This is a genomic window from Sulfurimonas sp. (genome assembly GCF_041563035.1).
Classification (GTDB): Bacteria; Campylobacterota; Campylobacteria; order Campylobacterales; family Sulfurimonadaceae; genus Sulfurimonas.
Genome location: NZ_JBFFNS010000018.1, coordinates 1 through 20,794, shown reverse-complemented (window position 1 = coordinate 20,794; position 20,794 = coordinate 1). Strand labels below are relative to the sequence as shown.

The 20,794-nt window shown below is 35.3% G+C and carries 20 protein-coding genes; 19 read left to right on the top strand and 1 reads right to left on the bottom strand.

The annotated features are described in order from the left end of the window. Positions 1-3 precede the first annotated feature (3 nt). From ABZC13_RS11015 to ABZC13_RS10980, 8 genes are all read left to right on the top strand, one after another. The gene (locus ABZC13_RS11015; RefSeq protein ID WP_373003550.1) at positions 4-1,665 is read left to right on the top strand and encodes a cache domain-containing protein; all 1,662 of its coding nucleotides are present in this window, start codon (positions 4-6) and stop codon (positions 1,663-1,665) included. 185 nt (positions 1,666-1,850) lie between these two features. Continuing rightward, entirely contained in the window at positions 1,851-3,002 is a 1,152-nt protein-coding gene (locus ABZC13_RS11010) for a hydrogenase small subunit (protein ID WP_373003547.1), read from the top strand. A gap of 13 nt (positions 3,003-3,015) precedes the next feature. Further along, a complete protein-coding gene (locus tag ABZC13_RS11005) occupies positions 3,016-4,749 on the top strand; it encodes a nickel-dependent hydrogenase large subunit (protein WP_373003544.1) in 1,734 nt (577 codons plus the stop codon). An 11-nt stretch (positions 4,750-4,760) separates the two neighbouring features. After that, positions 4,761-5,462, top strand: a complete 702-nt coding sequence (gene cybH / locus ABZC13_RS11000; RefSeq protein ID WP_373003541.1) for a Ni/Fe-hydrogenase, b-type cytochrome subunit — start codon at positions 4,761-4,763, stop codon at positions 5,460-5,462. Positions 5,463-5,577: 115 nt separating this feature from the next. Then, positions 5,578-6,132 carry a HyaD/HybD family hydrogenase maturation endopeptidase gene (locus tag ABZC13_RS10995; protein ID WP_373003538.1) on the top strand — a complete coding sequence of 185 codons (555 nt, stop codon included), beginning with the start codon at positions 5,578-5,580 and terminating at the stop codon, positions 6,130-6,132. Continuing rightward, positions 6,123-7,796 carry a hydrogenase gene (locus tag ABZC13_RS10990; RefSeq protein ID WP_373003535.1) on the top strand — a complete coding sequence of 558 codons (1,674 nt, stop codon included), beginning with the start codon at positions 6,123-6,125 and terminating at the stop codon, positions 7,794-7,796. Before ABZC13_RS10995 ends, ABZC13_RS10990 begins: the two co-directional genes overlap by 10 nt. Next, positions 7,768-9,960: a carbamoyltransferase HypF gene (gene hypF, locus ABZC13_RS10985; RefSeq protein ID WP_373003532.1), complete on the top strand. Its 2,193-nt coding sequence runs from the start codon at positions 7,768-7,770 to the stop codon at positions 9,958-9,960. The genes ABZC13_RS10990 and hypF overlap by 29 nt, the downstream gene beginning before the upstream one ends. Before the next feature lie 56 nt (positions 9,961-10,016). Next, complete coding sequence (locus ABZC13_RS10980; protein WP_373003529.1) at positions 10,017-11,885, top strand: ABC transporter substrate-binding protein; 1,869 nt, start codon at positions 10,017-10,019, stop codon at positions 11,883-11,885. Positions 11,886-11,900: 15 nt separating this feature from the next. Here the strand turns inward: ABZC13_RS10980 and ABZC13_RS10975 are convergent, their stop codons facing one another. Then, positions 11,901-12,566 (bottom strand): transposase, encoded by a 666-nt coding sequence (locus ABZC13_RS10975; RefSeq protein WP_373003526.1) that lies wholly within the window; start codon positions 12,564-12,566, stop codon positions 11,901-11,903. 118 nt (positions 12,567-12,684) lie between these two features. Here ABZC13_RS10975 and ABZC13_RS10970 point away from each other — a divergent pair, with 118 nt between their 5' ends. The 11 genes from ABZC13_RS10970 to rplU all read left to right on the top strand — a co-directional run bounded on the left by ABZC13_RS10970 (position 12,685) and on the right by rplU (position 20,743). Further along, positions 12,685-13,326, top strand: a complete 642-nt coding sequence (locus ABZC13_RS10970; RefSeq protein ID WP_373003523.1) for a hypothetical protein — start codon at positions 12,685-12,687, stop codon at positions 13,324-13,326. A gap of 22 nt (positions 13,327-13,348) precedes the next feature. Next, positions 13,349-14,161 carry a hydrogenase nickel incorporation protein HypB gene (gene hypB, locus ABZC13_RS10965; RefSeq protein WP_373003520.1) on the top strand — a complete coding sequence of 271 codons (813 nt, stop codon included), beginning with the start codon at positions 13,349-13,351 and terminating at the stop codon, positions 14,159-14,161. Beyond that, on the top strand, positions 14,161-14,451 hold the full coding sequence (locus ABZC13_RS10960; RefSeq protein WP_373003518.1) for a HypC/HybG/HupF family hydrogenase formation chaperone: 291 nt from the start codon (positions 14,161-14,163) through the stop codon (positions 14,449-14,451). The genes hypB and ABZC13_RS10960 overlap by 1 nt, the downstream gene beginning before the upstream one ends. Next, positions 14,451-15,593, top strand: coding sequence for a hydrogenase formation protein HypD (gene hypD, locus ABZC13_RS10955; RefSeq protein WP_373003515.1), 1,143 nt, complete (start codon positions 14,451-14,453; stop codon positions 15,591-15,593). The genes ABZC13_RS10960 and hypD overlap by 1 nt, the downstream gene beginning before the upstream one ends. A gap of 35 nt (positions 15,594-15,628) precedes the next feature. Continuing rightward, a complete protein-coding gene (locus ABZC13_RS10950) occupies positions 15,629-15,859 on the top strand; it encodes a VF530 family DNA-binding protein (protein ID WP_373003512.1) in 231 nt (76 codons plus the stop codon). Next, positions 15,856-16,347, top strand: coding sequence for a histidine phosphatase family protein (locus tag ABZC13_RS10945; protein ID WP_373003509.1), 492 nt, complete (start codon positions 15,856-15,858; stop codon positions 16,345-16,347). Before ABZC13_RS10950 ends, ABZC13_RS10945 begins: the two co-directional genes overlap by 4 nt. Then, a complete protein-coding gene (locus ABZC13_RS10940) occupies positions 16,344-17,363 on the top strand; it encodes an aldo/keto reductase (protein WP_373003506.1) in 1,020 nt (339 codons plus the stop codon). Before ABZC13_RS10945 ends, ABZC13_RS10940 begins: the two co-directional genes overlap by 4 nt. Before the next feature lie 13 nt (positions 17,364-17,376). Further along, positions 17,377-18,375 (top strand): hydrogenase expression/formation protein HypE, encoded by a 999-nt coding sequence (gene hypE, locus ABZC13_RS10935; protein WP_373003503.1) that lies wholly within the window; start codon positions 17,377-17,379, stop codon positions 18,373-18,375. Positions 18,376-18,377: 2 nt separating this feature from the next. Then, positions 18,378-20,024 carry a hydrogenase maturation protein gene (locus tag ABZC13_RS10930; protein WP_373003501.1) on the top strand — a complete coding sequence of 549 codons (1,647 nt, stop codon included), beginning with the start codon at positions 18,378-18,380 and terminating at the stop codon, positions 20,022-20,024. After that, positions 20,017-20,358 (top strand): hydrogenase/urease nickel incorporation protein HypA, encoded by a 342-nt coding sequence (hypA, locus tag ABZC13_RS10925; protein ID WP_373003498.1) that lies wholly within the window; start codon positions 20,017-20,019, stop codon positions 20,356-20,358. The genes ABZC13_RS10930 and hypA overlap by 8 nt, the downstream gene beginning before the upstream one ends. 76 nt (positions 20,359-20,434) lie before the next feature. After that, a complete protein-coding gene (gene rplU / locus ABZC13_RS10920) occupies positions 20,435-20,743 on the top strand; it encodes a 50S ribosomal protein L21 (protein WP_373003495.1) in 309 nt (102 codons plus the stop codon). Positions 20,744-20,794 lie beyond the last annotated feature (51 nt).

Genomic DNA, 20,794 nt, shown 5'->3' with positions numbered 1-20,794 from the left:
TAAATGAACAACTCTACTCTTTCAAAAAAAATCCTTTATAACACAAACATACTTGTGGCAATGGGGGTACTGCTTCTGACTGCGTTATGGTTTTATTATATAGTAGATGATTACAACAAAGATATAAAATACCTTCGTCAAAGTCATATAACAGAACAAAAGAAAATTGTAGAGCATTCCGTAAAACTCCTGGTGAAATTAATATCTGAGAAAAAAATATTTGAAAAGGATGAGATAGTCAAATATGTGTCTAAACTAAGATACGGTGAATATGGATATTTCTGGATAAATGATTTTACTCCTACAATAATAATGCATCCTATTATTACTAGCTTAGACGGTAAATATGTCGGAGACTATAAAGATCCAAACGGTAAGTTCTTGTTTAATGAGATGGTTGAAGTGTGTAAGATAAAAGGTGAAGGTTTTGTAAATTATCACTGGCCGATTCCAGGGAGTAGAGTAGTAAAAGAAAAGATATCATTTGTTAAGTCTATTGATGAACTGAATTGGATTGTAGGTTCAGGAATATATCTTGATGAGGTAGAAAACAGTATAGCAGTCAAAAAAGAGAAATTAAGGGATGATATTATAACGCTCATCTTAATATCTGTACTTATAAGTCTAGCATTAATCATACTGATATATCTCTTCGTAACAAGGTTTTACAAAGAAGTAAAGGGTAGTTTTGATCAGTTTTACACATTTACAAAACATTCATTTGAAACATCTGATATTTTAGATGAGAAAGAATTTAAATATTCAGAATTTAAAAAATTAGCAAAATCAACAAATAATATGGTAAAGCAGAGACTAGAGTTTGAGAAAGAGATTACAGAGTTTAATGAAAATCTGGAAAATCTAGTACATGAAAGAACTTTGAAGTTAGAAGAGAACTATAAAACTCTGCAAGAGACACAATCACAATTGATACAGTCAGAAAAAATGGCAAGCTTGGGTGGAATGGTTGCAGGAGTAGCCCATGAAATCAACACTCCAGTTGGAATAGCTTTGACTGGTATAACTCACATTCAAGATGAGTTGAACAATCTAGATAAGATCTATAAAGAGAAGAGTATGAGTGAAAAAGACTTTCAATCATATATAGAAGATACTCATGAAATAAATAGTTCAGTAATAAAAAACTTAAAAAGAGCAGCTGACCTTGTGAAAAGTTTTAAACAAGTAGCAGTTGATCAAAGTAGTGATGAGTTGAGAGATTTTAATCTATATGAATATATGTATGAAATACTATCATCTCTTCAAAACAAAATTAAAAGAACAAAACATAAGATAGAAGTAGATATAGATAAGGATATTAATCTTTATTCATACCCTGGAGCAATATCTCAAATATATACAAACTTTATTTTAAACTCACTTATTCATGCTTATGAGAAAGATGAAGTAGGAAATATTAAAATAAGTGCTAAACTTGAAAACAAGATATTGACACTGACTTATGATGATGACGGTAAAGGTTTGGATGAGATTTCAAAAGAAAAAATATTTGATCCTTTTTATACTACAAACAGAAGTCAAGGGGGAAGTGGACTTGGAATGAACATAGTATATAACTTGGTAACAAAGAAGTTAAATGGAACAATTGATCTTCTAGAAAAGAATTCAAAAGGAATTTCATTCATCATAAAATTAAACATATAAGTTTAATTCTCTCAATAAAATATCTCCCTAAAATCGCAATGTATTCGTTAAAATTATAACAGAGCCAGTCTTTTATTTGTCTCCAATTAAATATTAAGATTAAGCTACACATAAGTTATTTTTATATAAACTTCTTACTGAATGATTATTCATTTATGAATAAGAATAAGCAAAAGGAGTAAATTATGGTGAATGACACTCTATATAAACAGTTGTCAGCTAGAGTAAATGAGTTATCAAAGTTACCTAAACTAGATGATCAAAAATCAATTCCACAATTGATAAAAGAGAATGGTTTTACAAGAAGAGATTTTATGACATGGGCAGGTGGAATGACTGCTATGTTGGCACTTCCTTCGAATTTTACACCATTGATTGCAAAAGCGGCAGAGGTTGCGGACAGACTTCCTGTTGTATGGTTGCATATGGCCGAATGTACTGGATGTACTGAATCGTTATTGAGATCAGCTAGCCCAAGTATTGACAGTTTGATTTTTGATCATATATCTTTAGAGTACCAAGAGACGATTATGTCAGCAGCCGGTTGGCAAGCAGAACAAAATCTTGAACATGCCATTGAGAAATACAAAGGTAGATATGTTCTAATGGTTGAAGGTGGTATCCCTCACGCCGAAGGTGCACATTTCTTGACAATTGGTGGACATGGTAAGACTGGTGAGCAGACTGCAATCGACGCATCTGAACATGCGGCAGCAATCTTTGCTATTGGTACTTGTTCTTCATTTGGTGGTGTTCAAGCAGCAGCTCCAAATCCTACAAATGCTACTTCACTTAGTAACGTTACAAAAAAACCTGTTATTAATGTTCCGGGCTGTCCTCCAAGTGAGAGTAATATCGTTGGAACACTATTACACTTCCTTTTATATGGAACACTACCAGCCCTTGATGCTTACAATAGACCAAAGTGGGCTTATGGACTTAGAATTCATGATATGTGTGAAAGACGCGGTCACTTTGATGCCGGTGAGTTTGTAGAGCAATTTGGTGATGATGGTGCTAAAAATGGCTACTGTCTATATAAAGTAGGTTGTAAAGGTCCTTATACTTTTAACAACTGTTCTAGACAGAAGTTCAATGAAGGAACATCTTGGCCTGTTCAAGCCGGTCACGGTTGTGCAGGATGTAGTGAGCCTGATTTCTGGGATACTATGGGTGTTTTACATGAACCACTTGCAGATAGACTTTTCCACACGACATTTGGTGGAGCAGGTTCAGACGCAACGGCAGATAAAATTGGTTTAGGATTACTTACTGTTACAGCAGTGGGAATCGCAGCGCACGCAGCAGTATCAGCTGTTAAGAAACCAAAAGAATAATCAAGGAGTTAATATGTCAAAAAGAGTAATAGTAGATCCTATAACAAGAATAGAAGGACACTTAAGAGCCGAGGTTATTGTTGGTGATGATGGAGTTGTTCAAGATGCTTTCGTATCTTCAACTTTATGGAGAGGGTTAGAAGTAATCGCTAAAGGGAGAGATCCTAGAAACGTTCCTCTAATGATGCAAAGAATTTGTGGTGTTTGTACATATTCTCACTACCTTAAAAGTACTATGGCGGTAGAAGATGCACTTGGGATTAAGATTCCTTACAATGCTGAGTTAGTAAGATCACTAATGAATGCAGCACTATTTATTCATGATCATGTTGTTCACTTTTATCACCTACACGGTGTTGACTGGGTTGATATTGTATCAGCACTGAGTGCGGACCCTGCAAAAGCAAGTAAGTTAGCATTTAAATATTGTGAAAACCCAATTGGTACAGGTGAAAATGAGCTTAAACTAGTTAAAGAGAAAATAGGTAAGTTTGCTAAGAATCCTCAAGGACTTGGACCATTTGCCAACGCATATTGGGGACATGGAACATATAGACTGACTCCAGAACAAAACCTTATAGCGCTTTCTCACTATTTACAAGCGTTAGAAGTTCAAAGAACAGCTGCTCAACTATTAGCTATCTTTGGTGGTAAAAATCCACATCCACAAAGTCTTGCGGTTGGTGGTGTAACTTGTGTTATGGATATTCTTAACCCTGCAAAAATGGGTGAATACATGACTAAGTTTAAAGTACTTGCTAATTTTATTAACAATGCTTACTACCCAGATATCGTTATGGCTGCTGAAATGTATAAGACTGAAGGTTCAGTTGTTAAACCTGCCGGTGTTAAAAACTTCATGGCTCATGAGGATTTCATTGTAGGACGCGGTGACAGACTTTTTGAAAGTGGAATCGTTTATGATGGAGATCTAAGTAAAGTTTTTGAAATCGATGAAGACTTAATTACAGAAGAGGCAACTCACTCTTGGTACCAAAATGACAAAGCACTTCACCCATACGATGGTGAGACAGATCCTAAGTATACAGGTTTTGTAGATGGTGAGACTGTTGGGCCAGATGGCAAAATGATTCATTCTAAGCAGATTAATGAAAAAGAAAAATATTCTTGGATCAAATCACCTAGATATGATGGAAAACCAATGGAAGTTGGTCCTCTAGCGTGTATGGTGGTTAGTTATGCAAAAGGTAATAAGAAAGTTCAAAAAGTTGTTAATGACTTCTTAAAAACTACAGGTCTTCCTGCCGGAGCTTTATTTACTACACTAGGTAGAACAGCAGCAAGAATGCTACAGGCAAAATTAATCGGTGATAATGCACTAATCGCATTTAACAACTTGATTGAAAACCTAAAAGTTGACCAAGAGACTTGTGCTACTTATACTATCGATAAAGACAAAGAGTATAAAGGTAGAGGTATCGGTGATGTTCCTCGTGGAATGTTAAGTCACTGGGTTAGAATCAAAAATGGTGTTGTTGAAAACTATCAGGCTGTTGTTCCTTCTACTTGGAATGCAGGACCTATGGATGCTAACGGAGTTAAAGGTCCTTATGAAGCTGACTTGATTGGCCTTAAAATTGAAAATTTAACACAACCACTAGAGATTATCAGAATTATTCACTCTTATGACCCATGTATCGCCTGTGCGGTTCACGTAATGGATACAAAAGGGAATCAACTAAGTGAGTACAAACTAGATCCTATTTATGGTGGATGTAGCGTATAAAAGGAGAAGCTATGATTAGTGAAGCTAGTAACAATATCGAATTAGACCACGAAATAGAACAAGAGTTGGAATTTTCATCTGTTTACAGATGGCAACACTGGATTAGAGCTGTTTCAATTGTTGTTTTAACAATAACTGGATTTTATGTAGCAGTTCCTTTTTTAACACCGGCAGTAAATGCTGATCCTACAAACTTTATGCAGGCTCTAATTAGATCTTGGCATATAATCTTTGGATTTGTACTTATTTCGGTAATTATACTTAAGAGTTACCTTTTCGTCTTTGGAAGAAAACATAAGATGGAAAGAGCGGCTTTTAAAGATATTTTAAATCCAAAAATTTGGATTCAGCAGGTAGGTTACTATATGCTGATTACTAAGCATCCAAAACTAAAGGGGGTGTATAACCCTATTCAGTTTATGGCGTACTTTGGTTTTTATCTGATGATGATCGGTCTGATTATTACAGGACTTATTCTATATGTTCATGTATACCATAATGGACTGGGAGCATATCTTTATGATGTTATGAAAAGCATCGAAGTTATGATTGGTGGGCTTGCAAATGTCCGCATTATTCACCACATCCTTACATGGGGTGTAATGTTATTTGTACTTGGTCATGTTTATATGGCTATTTACAACGCTGTCTTTGGAAAAGAAGGCGGAATGGATGCTATCTTCAGTGGTATGAAGTGGCATAAAAAACACTAGCTAAAAGCAAGGATTACCTTGCTTTTGTTAGAAAAATAAGATGTTATAAACAATCACTATAAGACGAATGATTGTTTACAAAGTCTTATTTAAGATTTATATATAGAGGTGTAACATGAAAATATTAATACTAGGCATAGGTAATGTACTTTTTGGCGATGAAGGCATCGGTGTTCATTTAGCTAATTATTTGGATGAGAAGTATAACTTCATATCTGATGAACATACAGTAGATGTAGTTGACGGTGGAACTCTTGCCCAAATATTGATACCTATCATTACAGACTATGACAGAGTCTTGTTAATAGACTGTGTTAATGTTCTTGATGGTGACATCGGAGATGTATACAGTTTTGATTTTGATGCTGTGCCTGATTTTATCACTTGGCAGGGAAGCGCTCACGAAGTCGAGATGTTACAGACTCTACAGATGATAGAGATGCTAGGTGATCTGCCTCCTGTAAAAATCGTTGGTGTTATACCTTATGTAATCGGTGAAGATACAACTTTTACAATTACAAACGAGGTTTTAGAAGCTAGTAAAACTATGGAGCACTCTATTATCAATTATTTAAAAGATTTGAATGTAGAGACAAGCTTGAAAAACTCTGGTGCAATCTTGCAAGAAGTTGCAAGAACATCATATTTGAGGGGTACGCAATGGTATTAGAATTTCTATTTGAATATTCATCTTCATCATTAGTATATGACAAGGTGTTATCAAATGTACTTGAGGCTTCAGACCTTGAAGGCAGACTTGTAAAAACTGATACTGAGATTAGGTTATATGTGGAGTCTGAAGATAGTGATGAGTTAGAACAGTTTGCAAATGACTTGTCTGTAGAACTGCCTCACTCAATCTTTTTGCGTAATACAGAAGTTAATGTTGTAGAGGCTATGCCAGATAATGACTTCATCTTGCCTCAGATAGACAAACCGGCAATATCTTTTTGTCCAAGTTGTCTGTCGAAAGTTTTAGATGAGTCTAGTGAAAATTACTATAACCCGTTTTGCGAGTGTGATGTCTGTGGATACGAAGCAGATGGGAAAGGCGGTAACTATAAGAGCCTGTTTGAGCAAATAGCAAACACTATTAACAGTGGTGATGTTGTCATGGTAAATACTTTTTATGGAGAGTATTATCTAGGTAAGCTAGATGCAAAGTGTAACGATATATCTTTTGATGTACTGAGTTATGATCTAGCAACAATTTCAAAGTACACAAATGTTACAAAAAATGAAACTATTGCTTTAGGTGCGATAGAAAAACCTCTTATAAGTCTGAAAACTAACCTAAAGTTCAAAATGGACTTTGAAGGTGTAGAAGAAGAGTTGCTAAGGTTTAAACTTGCGGATGACTTTATACTTCACTTAACTATGATAGAGCTGCATAAGCTAGGTATAAACTGTGTATATATTACTAAAGATAAGATGGTTCATGACAGCGAACTTCTTATAGCTGACTTCAAAGAGACAATGGAGCCGATAGAGTGTGTTGTAAGTGAGAGAAACATCGTTATTCTTAAGGGTGACAAAGGTCTTCCAAAGTTTGAACTTACAAATGAAGCAGTAATTCCATATATAGGAACTTTTAACTCTGTTATTAAAGAGCATGACTTCTCGGAGAAGACTGTAGTTGGTCTAAACATAAGTAAAGACTATCATAACAACATACTTGTTTATGGTAAAAAATTTGGACTTATAGAGTACTTGTCATTTAAGTCTGAATATAGTTCTGTTGCGGAGATATTTAAAGCTATACTTGATACAAATGAGACAGGGAAGAAACTTCTAACTAATTATAGAAATGAATATCCAGAGCTTTATGAAAAAGTTTCTTTGATTACATTTGATGAAAAAGAGCTAAATATTTATAAACTATGGGGAATAATTTCCATAGTTTTAGGGTATAGTAACTCAAATGATATTTATAGTTCAGCCAATAAGTTAGAGAATAATGCAAAATCTTTTGTAGGAACTAAAGGTCCTAGAATAGATTATAAATTGCAAAATATTAACTCTAAAGTTTACCTAGATCCATTGATGGTAATCAGAACAGCTATGACTTTTAAACTTGCCGGAGTTGATAGTCTATGTCTGTCGTATGGAGTGGTTGAGAGTTTTGTAGAGTTCTTGTCAGGACAACTTGATGAAATAAAACAAAACATGAATAACGACGTAGTTGTTGCTACTGGTTCACTGCTTGGGAATAAACATCTGTTTAGTAAGTTAGATAAAGAAGTCTCAGTAAATCATGAACTATATTTCAACAAAGAATTACCGGTAGATGGGATAAATATTAGATATGGCGGAAACGAGCTACTTCACAGTTAAAAGATTCAGATTTAAAATATTTGGACAAGTCCAAGGAGTTGGATTTCGTCCATTTGTTTACAAGATTGCACATGAATTAAATCTTAATGGATTTGTAAAAAATAGTGAGAATGGTGTTGATCTAGAACTTGAAGGTGAGATCCTTCAGATAGAAGAGTTTATGAATATTTTAAACTCTCATAGATTACCTCCACTTGCTCATATAGATACAATTGAACAAATAGAGATTGAAGCTCTTTATAGGGAACAGTTTGAAATAATCCATTCTTCGTCTAATGTCAACAATGGCTCAAAAGTAGCATTGGTAATACCTGACACGGCGATCTGCAAAGAATGTATTTTGGATATTGATTCCCCTTACAAGCTAAAATATTACGATTATTTTGCCACAACCTGCACAAACTGTGGCCCAAGATACAGTATTATTCAAACTGTTCCTTATGACAGAGACAATACCTCTATGCGTAAATTTAAAATGTGTGACTCATGTGAAGATGAGTACCGTGATCCACTAAACAGACGCTACCATGCACAACCTATCTCATGTAATGACTGCGGACCGACACTCTCAGGCTCCATAGAAAAAACAGCAGAGCTTATAAAAAATGGAAAAATAGTTGCCATTAAAGGTCTTGGCGGTTTTCATATTATCTGCGATGCAACAAACGATGAGACAATAGATAAACTAAGAGTACATAAAAACAGACCTACTAAACCACTTGCAATTATGTGTAAGGATTTACAGCAGGTCAAACTTCTGGCATCTGCATCTGAAAAAGAACAAGAACTTCTAAAATCAAAAGAAGCACCGATAGTTATTTTGAAAAAAGCTTTAGATGCAAAGATAAAGATATCTGAATCAGTCGCTCCAAATATAGACAGAATAGGGTGCTTTTTACCATACACTGCACTTCATCATCTTCTTTTCAAACAACTACAGAACCCAATAGTAGCGACTAGTGCAAATCTTGGCGGTGAGCCTATAATTATCAAAGCCCAAGATATAAAAGAGAAACTCCCCTTTGTAGACTTTATACTTGATTTTGATAGAGATATAGTAAACGGTGTGGATGACTCTTTAGTTCAAGTGGTCGCAGGAAACATTCAGATGCTAAGACTCTCTAGAGGATATGCACCAAAGGTAATCAAACTTCCATATAAGAGTGAGAAAAAGATACTGGCAGTCGGTGCAAATGCTAAAAATGCAATAGCTTTTGTTATAGAAGACAGCATTATAATCTCTCCCCACATAGGAGACTTAGGTTCACTAAAAGCCTTTGAGTTTTTTGAACGTACTATAGAGACTTTTAAAAGATTTTATGACTTTGAACCTGATGTCATAGTTCACGATATGCATCCAAACTATGAGACTACAAAGTGGGCAAAAGCACAGGGTAAAGAGCTTGTAGAAGTTCAGCATCACTTAGCGCATATCTATGCTTGTAAGGCTGAGTTTGGTCTTAAAGATAACTACCTCGGGTTTAGTTTTGATGGAACGGGATATGGAAGCGACGGAAAACTTTGGGGTGGAGAGATATTTGTCGGTGATGAGAGAAAGTACAGTTTTAAACCGCTGAAACTTTTAGGTGGTGAAAAGGCAATAAAAGAGCCAAGAAGAGTAGCCCTTAGTATGCTTTTTGATAACTACTCACTTGATGAAGTTCTAAGTCTTGATTTGGATTTGATACGTTCTTTTAAAGAGAGTGAAATTAAGATACTGCACCAAAGTCACACCAAAAATTTAAATGCACCTCTAAGCTCCTCAGTAGGAAGACTCTTCGATGCGATGGCTAGTTTTTCAAACTTGTTACAGTTCCAAAGTTATGAGGGAGAAGCAGGTTTAATCTGCGAGCAAAACTATAACCCTGATGTAAGAGATGCTTACGAGTACAAAATAGTTGATGGCATCATAGATATAGAGTTCGACTTTTTTGACAAAGAGTTAATAACAAGATTTATAAACACACTTGCCCAGATAGTTATAGATGTATCAAAAATAGAAAAGATGGATGTAATCCTCAGCGGCGGAGTCTTTCAAAATAAAACACTGCTTGAACTTGTATCATCAGGCTTAGAGAAAGAAAACATAAAATATTACCACCAAAGAGAGACTGCAATAAACGATGGCGGTATTGCTTTGGGTCAGGCATATTACTTATTGTAATATTAACTTTATAAGGTATAATCAATAATTAGCAAATATCTTTAAGAGGATGTGATGTGAAGTTATTACTAAGAGTTATAGCAATCTTGTGTATAACAACTGTATCTGCCTTTGCAAATGAGAAAATATCTCTTCAACTTCTTTGGAAGCATCAGTTTGAGTTTGCCGGTTTTTATATGGCAAAAGAGAAAGGCTTCTACGAAGAAGCCGGAGTTGAAGTCGAGATAAAAGAGTTTGACTTTGGTGTGGACATAGTAGATGATGTTCTCTCTGGTACTACCGACATAGGTATAGGTCGTTCTTCTTTAGTTTTGGATAGATTAAACGGTAAAGATGTAGTCCTACTAAGTGCCATCTATCAAAGCTCCCCATATGTACTTGTCTCTAAGCAACGTCCAGATCTCATTAACGTTGAAGATTTTAAAGACAAGAAAATCATGCTCTCTGACGACTTGGGACATTTAGCATCTATCTCATCAATGATGAAGATGAAAGACATAAAACCTTCAGACTACATAGAAGTTCCTCATAGTTTTAACATAGAAGATTTAGTAGATGGACAAGTTGATTTGATGACAATATACTTGTCAAATGAGCCTTTTCATCTTATAGAATCAGGTGTAGGGTATAGAGTATTTGATCCAAAAGATTATGGCTTTGATTTTTATGCTGACTTAGTTTTTACTTCGCAAAACTATCTGGATGCTAATGAAGAAAATATAGAGAAGTTCCATGAAGCAACCCTCAAAGGTTGGGAATATGCTTTTGAAAATATAGATGAGACAGTAGATATCATCTTGAAGAAGTACAACTCCCAAAACAAAAGTAAAAAAGCACTTTTTTATGAGGCAGGCATACTGAAAAAACTTGCATATAAAGATGGTGTAGAGTTTGGTAATATCAGTGAAGCTAGAATACAAGAGATAGCCTACATATACAGACTTCTTGGAATGACAAACAAGTCAGATGAAGCATTGAGCGGTTTACTATATGAACCTCATAAGTTTTCAGAGATGTTAAAAAGGTTATTTTCTTTAGAGGTATTCTTGATAGTACTAGGTATTATACTTATTAATTATCTACTTACACTTTATGAGCAGCACATCTTAAAAAGAGAAAATAAAAACCTTGGAGAAATAATAGAAGCCAAAACTATTAAACTAAAACAACTTAATGAAGGTCTTGAAGAGAAGATCAAAGAGAGAACAAAAGAGTTGGAGAATGCCCTTAGTGTGAAGTCTAACTTCTTGGCAAACATGTCACATGAGATACGTACTCCATTAAATGGAATAGTTGGCTTTGTAGATATCCTTCATAAAAACGAAACAGATGATAAAAAACGCTTAAAACTACAAATTGTAAAAGAGTCTAGTCACTCTTTGCTTACTATCATAAATGACATACTTGACTTTTCTAAGATGGAGAGTAAAAAGATGCTTATTGAAAAAGAACCTATAAATGTCAGAGAAATATTTTGGCATGTCTCAGAATTATTTTTTGACAAAGCAAAAGAAAAAGATATAAACATAACTCTAGATATAGATGAAAATCTTCCAAAAGATACACTCGGAGATGCAACAAGAATAAAACAAGTGTTTTCAAATATATTGAGCAATGCAATCAAGTTTGCAAATAATAGTAGTACTATCGTTGTAAATGTAAATTGTATGTGTGATGAAAATAGGCTTTATTGTGAAGTTATAGATAACGGAATCGGGATAGAAGCTAATAATATTGATTCCATATTCAACTCATTTGAGCAAGCAGACAGTAGCGTAAGTAGAAATTACGGAGGTACAGGTCTTGGTCTCTCTATTTCTAAGAATTTAGTTGAGCTAATGGGTGGAACTATTGGTGTAGAGAGTGAGCTTGGAGTTGGAAGTAAGTTTTACTTTAGCATAAAAATGCATGAAGTTGAAAGTTAGACTTTGTCAAATACTTCAAAAGTATTTATATAGAGCAGATTTTAATATTTGAACCTGTTCTTCGTGTGAATAGTTGAACTTGAACTCTACCTCTTTTAGGTAGTAAAAAAAGTTCTCGTCACGAACTCCTTTATATTTTAAAATCTCTTCTTCAAAAAAAATCCAAAACTTTGTTATGAGATTTTCTCTCTTTTGAGTTTTTGATATCTTGTTGAGCATCATAAACTTTGAGAACTCTTTGAAGTGTGCCTCCCCAGCACCGGAGTCTAAAAACTCATTTTTATATCTTTTTAGGTTTGGCATTAGCATGTTGTAAATCTTGTCTTTATAGTGAAAGGTCAGAAAGTTTTGAGCATCAAAGATGTTCTCTTTTATCTTTTTTTTACTCTGACTGAGGTAAATATACTCATCATATTCTAAGACATCCTTATCTTGATATTCTTCTTCAAGGTAGTTTATTATAACTCCTCTAAAGAGCTCAAACTTTGTTTTAACCGTAAGGTAATTAAGACCTAGTTCGTTGGCAGTTTGATTTGCTGTAAGATTTTGACTGAAACACTCAATGAGCTCGAAATATCTTTGAACTTTTTTCGCAGAAAACTTTTTTTTGCACTCTGAACACTTGAGTTGTCCAGATTTAAGCTCGTATAATTTTTTATTATTACAATAAATACAGTTCATATATTGATTTTAGCATAGTTTAGTCCCAAAAGTATATAAGAATCGATGTAATTAACATTAGATTAAAATTAAAAAATGTAATATAATGAATACGTATTCATAAAAAGGAATTTTGCACATGGAAAATTTAGGATTACTTCTTATATTCTGGTACGGAATCTTACATGCATTTGGACCGGATCACCTAACGGCAATAGCAGATTTTTCTATTGGTAAGAGCAAAAAGAAGACGATGACTATTACAACTCTTTTTGCTATTGGGCATGGCTTAACCCTTTTTATATTTGCAAAGATTTTAGATACTTACAATATCAGTGAGTCGATACTTGGGTATGGAGATATTATCTCTGCATCTGTGATATTGGCGATGGGCATTTATCTTCTATATATGGTTTTTAACGATCGTATTCAACTTAAAAAACATATTCACGATGGTAAAGAACATATTCATATCTGGTTTGGAAAAGAACACGAACACAATAACCGTGATACAGCTTCCGCATTTACAATCGGAGCGTTGATGGGTATAGGTGGAGTAAGAGGAATGCTTGTTACTCTTGGTATGGTTGAGGCAAACAGTGTTGATATGACAATGGTATTGGCATTTTCTCTTGGTGTTATGGTTATCTTCGTAGGTTTTGGTAGTGTGATATTGTATATCAATAAAAATCTACTAAACTCAAAACAAAATTTAAAAAGAGTATTTGCGACGGCTGGTGTAATATCAGTAGTTGTAGGCTCTAATATGCTACTGGCATAGAAATAAAATAAGGAATTAGATAATGTGTAAAGATTGCGGTTGTAGTATAACAGATAGCGTGGGACATTCTCACGGGCATAGTCATTCTCACGGAGATGAAAATCATACTCATGAACACTCTCACGGAAGTTCTCACGAGCATCAAGGCGCGCATCAGCATCTACATGATAACCCACAGCTCAATGATCCAAAAACAATCTCTATCATCACAAAGATTTTAGATAAAAACGATCAAGAAGCTCATCACAACAGAGAGCACTTTAACTCTCATAATGTACTGAGTATAAATCTTATGAGTAGTCCGGGAAGTGGGAAAACAACACTTCTCGAATATCTGGCAGATGTGGTTGACTTTGAGTTTGGTGTGGTTGAGGGTGACTTGGAGACTAGCAGAGATGCCGACAGACTAAAAGCCAAAGGTATACCTGCTCATCAGATTCAAACTGGTTCAGCTTGTCACTTGGACGCATTTATGGTTCATAAAGCTCTTCATCACATGGACTTGGAAAACCTTGATGTGTGTTTTGTAGAAAATGTTGGAAATCTTGTTTGTCCTGCATCTTACGATGTTGGAAGTCATCTTAACATTGTGCTTGTCTCTATACCAGAGGGTGAAGACAAGATAGCTAAATATCCAGTGATGTTTCGTCAGGCTGATTTGATTCTTTTCACAAAAGTAGATCTTCTTCCATATTTTGAATATGACATAGAAAGAGAAAAAGCAGATGCTAGAAAGATAAAACCAAACGTAGACATACTTGAAGTTAGTACTAAAGATGAAGAGAGCTTGAAAAAAGTTGCACAGTGGATCAAGTTTAAAATGGAGATGAGATAATGTGTTTATCAATACCGTCTAAAGTAGTAAAAATAGATAAAGAACTAAACATGGCAACAGTTGACACTATGGGTGTTCAAAGAAATGCAAGTTTAGATCTAATGGCTGAGGGAGAGATATCTCTTGGTGATTATGTACTTCTTCACATCGGCTTTATTATGAACAAAATTGATGAAGAAGATGCTCTTTTAAGTATTGAGACATATAAAGAGATCATAGAACTAATGAATGAAGAGGATAGGCAAAGGGCGATATTAGAGGACGATGAGTGTCCAAATAGAGGTGCATAATGGAGTTAGAACTTAAAAATCTTTATGATGATTTTAGAGACGGCGATACGATAAAAGCCTATGCTAAGATGATTGGTGAAGATGCAAAAAAACTAAAAAAACCTATCAATATCATGGAAGTCTGTGGCGGTCATACTCATACTATCATGAAGTTTGGTATTCCTCAACTTCTGCCTGATAACATTAAGTTTGTTCATGGTCCGGGTTGCCCTGTATGTATCATGCCAAAAGAGAGAATAGACCACGCGTATGTACTTAGTATGCAAGAAAATGTCATTCTAGTTACTCTTGGCGATATGATAAAAGTACCAGGAAGCAAGGGAAGTCTCCAAGATGCGAGAAGTAAGGGTGCAGATGTTCGTTTTGTATATTCTCCTATGGAGTGCATAAAGATTGCAAAAGAAAATCCAGATGCAAATGTAATCTTTTTTGCCATAGGTTTTGAGACTACAACTCCTATGACGGCAGCTTTACTGAGTGCAGTTGTAAAGCAAGATATAAAAAACATTTTCTTTCACATAAACCATGTGACAGTTCCTGAGGTCATGAAAGAACTTATCGACTCTAGAGATGTACATGTAGACAGTTATAACAACCAGATTGATGCTTTTCTCGGGCCATCACATGTAAGTGTAATAAGTGGAAGTAAAATTTATGAAGAGTTTCCTAGAGACTATAAGCGTCCAGTAGTTGTGACTGGATTTGAACCTGTTGATGTTATGCAGGGAATAAGCATGATAGTTAAACAGTTCATCGAAGATAGATGCGAGCTTGAAATAGAGTACAAAAGACTTGTGACTTATGATGGAAACAAAACAGCTCAAGAGCTGGTTGAAAAGTTCTTTGAAAAAAGCGACCTTTTTAAGTGGAGAGGTTTAGGAAATATTCCCCAGAGTGGACTAAAACTAAAAGCTGAATTTAGTGACTATGACGCTGAAGTCAAGTACAAAGACGTTCTGCCACTAGAAGAGATAGAAGACCACAAGCTATGCATCTGCGGAGATATCCTAAGAGGAATGGCAAGTCCTCCTGAATGTACAATATTTGGAACTGCATGTAAACCGACAAGTCCGATAGGAAGTTGTATGGTAAGTAGCGAAGGCGCTTGTGCCGCGTACTATAAGTATGGGAATCTGATATAATTATCAAAAATTAAATTAGTTTCTAAAGGAAGTTTATGAGCGAGCGTGAAAAAAATAAGAACAATCCACTACACGGTATCAAGTTAAAAGATATCTTGGAGGCTCTGGTTAAACACTATGGTTGGAAAAAACTGGGAAAACTCATAGATATCAGATGTTTCTTATTTGATCCGACTATCAACTCAAGTCTTAAGTTTCTAAGAAAGACTCCTTGGGCTAGAACAAAAGTTGAAGAACTCTACTTAGAAATGGTAGGTGATAAATGAAAAAATTATTTATCATCAGACATGCAAAATCGAGCTGGAAAGATTCTAAACTAAGTGATTTTGACAGACCTCTTAACAAAAGAGGAAAAGCAAATGCTCCTTTGATGGGCAAAAGGCTCAGAAGAAGAAATATCGTGCCTGATATTTTCATATCAAGCCCCGCACTAAGAGCAAAGACGACAGCAGAGATTATCGCTAGAAAAGTGGGCTACAATACAAAGATTGTCTTTAATGAAGATATATATGCATCAGCTGAAATAATTATTCATCATATAGTTAAAAAAACTAACGATAAATATAAGACTATGTTTTTGTTAGGACATAACCCGGATTTAAACATGTTTGTCGAAGACTATATTGATTTTGACGAGAACATTGTTACATGTGGAGTTGTCGAGATTGAGTTTGACTGTAATAGTTGGAAAGACATCAGTAGAAAAAATGCAAAGTTTATTTCGTTTGACTATCCAAAAAAGGAGCAGAAGTGAAATACAGATACATAGGTAAAACAGGACTTAGAGTAACCCCTATTTGTTTAGGGACTATGGGCTTTGGAAGCTGGAGTAATGAGCATGAATCTTTTAAGATTTTAAATAAAGCTTACGAGAGAGGTATAAACTTTTTCGATACTGCTGAACTTTACCCTGTTCCTCCAAAAGAAATATATGCTGGTGAGACAGAGATTATTATCGGCAAGTGGTTAAAGAACAAAAAAAGAGACAGCATTATTCTAGCTTCAAAAGTAGCAGGTGCTGCAAATGGTTGGTTTGTTCCTCCTGTTCGTCACGGTTTTACTGCTGTGGATAAGTTTCATATCAAAAGTGCAATAGAGGGAAGTCTAAAAAGACTTCAAACTGACTACATAGACCTATATCAGATGCACTGGCCGGATTCTGTTGTGCCTATAGAAGAGTCACTTAGAGCGTTTGAGGAGCTTGTAAAAGAGGGAAAAGTTAGATATCTTGGAACTTCAAACGATACTGCTTACGGACTGACAAAAGCAAATGAGACTTCTAAAAGACTTGGCATCCCAAGATTTGAATCTATCCAGAACAATTTCTCTCTGAACAATCCAAGATTCTTGGATGAGTTGGCACATGTATGTGAGAAAGAGCAGATTTCACTTCTTCCTTATTCACCTATCGGTGGTGGAGTTCTAAGCGGTAAGTACAATGCAAAGTTCTATCCTGATAATGCCAGATTTTCTGAGTACTTAAAAAGTGAAAATCCTCGCATCAAAGCACAAGGTACAAGATTTGTAAATAACAAGACATTGGCTGCGACTGCTAAGTATGTAGAGATTGCTAATAGACTTGAAATATCTCCGGTTACTTTAGCGGTAGCGTACTCAAAGCAGTTTAAGTTTGTAGCATCTACTATCATAGGTGCCAGAACAACTGAACAACTAACTGACTCATTTGCAGCTATGGACCTAGAGCTTAGTGATGAAGTAATGCAAGAGATTAAAGAAATACAACTAGATATTATGTATCCGATGGGATAATAGGAAGATTATAATGACAAAAACAATTACATTAGCTCAAGGTAACGGCGGGCAAGAGAACAACGAACTGATTTCAAAAGTATTTTATAAAGCATTTGCAAATGAGATTTTAGAGAAGAGCGAAGATGCGGCTATTATTCATGGTGGTGAACTAGCGTTCTCTACTGATAGTTTTACAGTTTCGCCTCTGTTTTTTCCAGGAGCAGACATAGGTAAGCTTGCAGTTTGTGGAACTTGTAACGACTTGGCTATGATGGGTGCACAACCCAAGTACTTGACTTGTAGTGTTATTATAGAAGAGGGTTTTCCTGTTAGAGACTTAGAGAAAATAGTACGGAGTATGAAGCGTGAGCTTGAAGTAAACGGTGCTGTAGTTGTAAGTGGTGACACTAAAGTTGTACCAAAAGGTAGTGTTGATAAGATTTTTATCAATACTACCGGTATTGGAGAAGTTCTTAAAAAAGGAATCAGCTCTAATAATATCACTGAGGATGACCTAATACTTGTAAATCGTGATATTGGTTGTCATGGTGCTACTATTTTTGCTGCTCGTGAAGATATAGATATGAGTAGTTCGTTAGAGAGTGATTGTGCTTCACTCTTTCCTCAGGTAAAAGCTCTACTGGATGCAGATATAAAGATAACAGCTCTCAGAGATGCAACAAGAGGCGGAGTTAGTGCCGTGCTAAATGAGTGGTCAAAACAGTCAGATATCTGTATAGAAGTAGAAGAAGAGAAAATGCCTGTTAGTGATGAAGTTAATGGCATCTGTGAGATGCTAGGCTTTGAAGCGGCTGCTTTGGCAAATGAAGGAACTTTTGTTCTAGCTATAAATAAAGAAGACGCAGACAGAGCTGTGGAGATACTAAAAACATTTGAGAACTGTTCGCAGGCTACTATTATAGGTAAAGTTACAGACGCTCATCTTCAAAAAGTAATACTAAACAGCAGCTGGGGTACAAAAAGATTTTTAGATACTCCTAGCGGTGAACTTCTCCCTCGCATCTGCTAAATATGAAAATTCTTCTAATCGTCTCGGCATTTAACTCTCTTACTCAGAGAGTCTTTTGTGAACTCCAAGATATGGGACACACTGTATCTATAGAGTTTGCTATAAATGATAAAGAAATGCTAGATGCAGTTGATAGTTTCAAACCTGATATCATTTTTTCTCCATACCTCAAGAAGTTTATCCCTAAAGAGATATTTTTAAATATACCGACTTTTATCTTGCATCCTGGCATCCGTGGTGATAGAGGTCACAACGCACTTGATCATGCCATCAGAGATGAAAAAAAAGAGTGGGGTGTAGTAATCCTAAAAGCAAACGAAGAGTTTGACGGCGGTGAGATATACAGCGAAGTACGATTTAAAATGAGAGATGCTTCAAAGGCTTCTATATATAGAGCAGAAGTATCAGATGCAACTCTCAAAGCTATGAAAGAACTTTTTATAAACTTGGAAGATGAAAACTTCAAACCAATCCCTCAACTTCAAACACCGATGCACAAATACTTAACACAAGAAGATAGAGCTATAGACTGGCAAAAAGATACAACTAAAAAGATAATGAAAAAAGTAAGATTTAGTGACAGTTATCCTGGTGTGAAGGATGAGTTCTTTGGCATCGAGTGTTATCTCTTTGGTGTATGGCAGGAAGAGCACTTAAAAGGTAAACCAAAAGAAGTAATAGCTAAAAGAGATGGAGCTATCTGCGTGGGGACTATTGATGGTGCTGTGTGGATAAGCCACCTCATAGAAGATGGAAAGTTCAAGCTTCAAAGCACTTATGTTTTAAAAGAGAAGATAAAAGGTGTTAAAGAACAGCGTCTTCCTCTTATCTTTGATATGACATATAAAACATTTTATGAAATAGGTTCATATATAGAGGGTGAAGTAGCTTACCTATGTTTTAACTTCCATAACGGAGCAATGACTTCTGAGCAGTGCATCAGACTAAAGTATGCATTTGATTATATAAAAGAGAGTGCTAAAGTTGTTGTACTAATTGGCGCTGAGGAGTTCTTCTCAAACGGCATCCATCTAAATGTACTCGAAGATTCTAAGAAGCAGGGTGAAGATGGCTGGAGTAATATTAACGCTATGAATGATGTCGTTAAATCTATCATCTTTTCAGATGAGGTTATTACGGTTGCATCTCTACATAAAAATGCGGGAGCAGGTGGTGTCTTCTTGGCTCTTGCATGTGACTACGTAGTAGCATCTGACGCAACAGTCTTAAACCCTCACTATAAAACTCTAGGCTTAAGTGGAAGCGAATACCATACTTACAGTCTTCCAAAAAGAGTAGGAGAGGATAAGTCTAAAGAACTTCTTGAAGCTTGTTTACCTATTAGTGCAATAAAAGCTAAAGAGATAAATATGATTGACGAGGTATATGAAAAAGAAAACTATTTTTATGATTTAAGAAAGTATGCTCAGACACTGGTAGATGATGAAGATAAGTATGATGACTTTATATATGAAAAACAAGATTATTTAGAAGTAAAGAGAGAATATATAAACCAATGTAAAGAAGAAGAGCTTAAAGTTATGCATCCTGAGTTTTGGGATGAGACAAGCGAGTTTCATACTCTAAGACATGAGTTTGTATACAAAGTATGCCCAATCAAAACACCGGAGAGATTAAAAAATGCATGAATATAGTATAGTACAGTCGCTTTTAGACTCATGTGAGGAAAATGCAAGAGCAAACAATGCTACTAAAGTAATTAAAGTAGTTATAAAGATAGGCGTCATGAGCGGTGTAGAACCGGATCTTTTAAAAACAGCATTTGATACTTTTAAAGAGAAGACCATTTGTGAAGACTCAGAGTTCATTATAAACATACAGAGCGTCGTCGTCAAGTGTAATGAATGTCAAAAAGAGTCAACATTAAAAGAGCTGGAATACACATGTCCAAGCTGTAAAAGTTCGGATTTACAGATTATTGATGGTGAAGATATGTACTTAATGCAATTGGAACTTGAATAAATTATTTTGATTAAATAAAACTTAAAGCTTGATTGGGTATAATTCCGGACTTTTATAAAGATTCAAGGAATTGTATATGTACGCAATTATCAAAAATGGTGGTAAGCAATATAAAGTTCAAGAGGGTGATGTTTTATTATTAGATAAAATGTCTCTTGAGCCAAAAGATATCATCGAAATTAAAGAAGTTTTAGCAGTGAACGCTGGTGAGCTTAAAATGGGAGCTCCATTCGTAGATGGTGCTATGGTTACTGCTGAAGTAATTAATGAAGGTCGTGACAGAAAAGTTGTGATTTTCAAAAAACGTCGTCGTAAAGACAGTAAAGTTAAAAGAGGTTTCAGAAGAGACTTCACTCGTGTTCGTATCACGAAAATAGCTGCTTAATAGCATAAACTAAGGAGATTTCAGATGGCACATAAGAAAGGTCAAGGTAGT

What these genes read in the sequence shown, in the direction of transcription:
- ABZC13_RS11015 (WP_373003550.1), top strand. Translation starts at nt 4, where the DNA reads ATGAACAACTCTACTCTTTCAAAAAAAATCCTTTATAACACAAACATA.
- ABZC13_RS11010 (WP_373003547.1), top strand. Translation starts at nt 1,851, where the DNA reads ATGGTGAATGACACTCTATATAAACAGTTGTCAGCTAGAGTAAATGAG.
- ABZC13_RS11005 (WP_373003544.1), top strand. Translation starts at nt 3,016, where the DNA reads ATGTCAAAAAGAGTAATAGTAGATCCTATAACAAGAATAGAAGGACAC.
- cybH (WP_373003541.1), top strand. Translation starts at nt 4,761, where the DNA reads ATGATTAGTGAAGCTAGTAACAATATCGAATTAGACCACGAAATAGAA.
- ABZC13_RS10995 (WP_373003538.1), top strand. Translation starts at nt 5,578, where the DNA reads ATGAAAATATTAATACTAGGCATAGGTAATGTACTTTTTGGCGATGAA.
- ABZC13_RS10990 (WP_373003535.1), top strand. Translation starts at nt 6,123, where the DNA reads ATGGTATTAGAATTTCTATTTGAATATTCATCTTCATCATTAGTATAT.
- hypF (WP_373003532.1), top strand. Translation starts at nt 7,768, where the DNA reads ATGGCGGAAACGAGCTACTTCACAGTTAAAAGATTCAGATTTAAAATA.
- ABZC13_RS10975 (WP_373003526.1), bottom strand. Translation starts at nt 12,566, where the DNA reads ATGAACTGTATTTATTGTAATAATAAAAAATTATACGAGCTTAAATCT.
- ABZC13_RS10970 (WP_373003523.1), top strand. Translation starts at nt 12,685, where the DNA reads ATGGAAAATTTAGGATTACTTCTTATATTCTGGTACGGAATCTTACAT.
- hypB (WP_373003520.1), top strand. Translation starts at nt 13,349, where the DNA reads ATGTGTAAAGATTGCGGTTGTAGTATAACAGATAGCGTGGGACATTCT.
- ABZC13_RS10960 (WP_373003518.1), top strand. Translation starts at nt 14,161, where the DNA reads ATGTGTTTATCAATACCGTCTAAAGTAGTAAAAATAGATAAAGAACTA.
- hypD (WP_373003515.1), top strand. Translation starts at nt 14,451, where the DNA reads ATGGAGTTAGAACTTAAAAATCTTTATGATGATTTTAGAGACGGCGAT.
- ABZC13_RS10950 (WP_373003512.1), top strand. Translation starts at nt 15,629, where the DNA reads ATGAGCGAGCGTGAAAAAAATAAGAACAATCCACTACACGGTATCAAG.
- ABZC13_RS10945 (WP_373003509.1), top strand. Translation starts at nt 15,856, where the DNA reads ATGAAAAAATTATTTATCATCAGACATGCAAAATCGAGCTGGAAAGAT.
- hypE (WP_373003503.1), top strand. Translation starts at nt 17,377, where the DNA reads ATGACAAAAACAATTACATTAGCTCAAGGTAACGGCGGGCAAGAGAAC.
- ABZC13_RS10930 (WP_373003501.1), top strand. Translation starts at nt 18,378, where the DNA reads ATGAAAATTCTTCTAATCGTCTCGGCATTTAACTCTCTTACTCAGAGA.
- hypA (WP_373003498.1), top strand. Translation starts at nt 20,017, where the DNA reads ATGCATGAATATAGTATAGTACAGTCGCTTTTAGACTCATGTGAGGAA.
- rplU (WP_373003495.1), top strand. Translation starts at nt 20,435, where the DNA reads ATGTACGCAATTATCAAAAATGGTGGTAAGCAATATAAAGTTCAAGAG.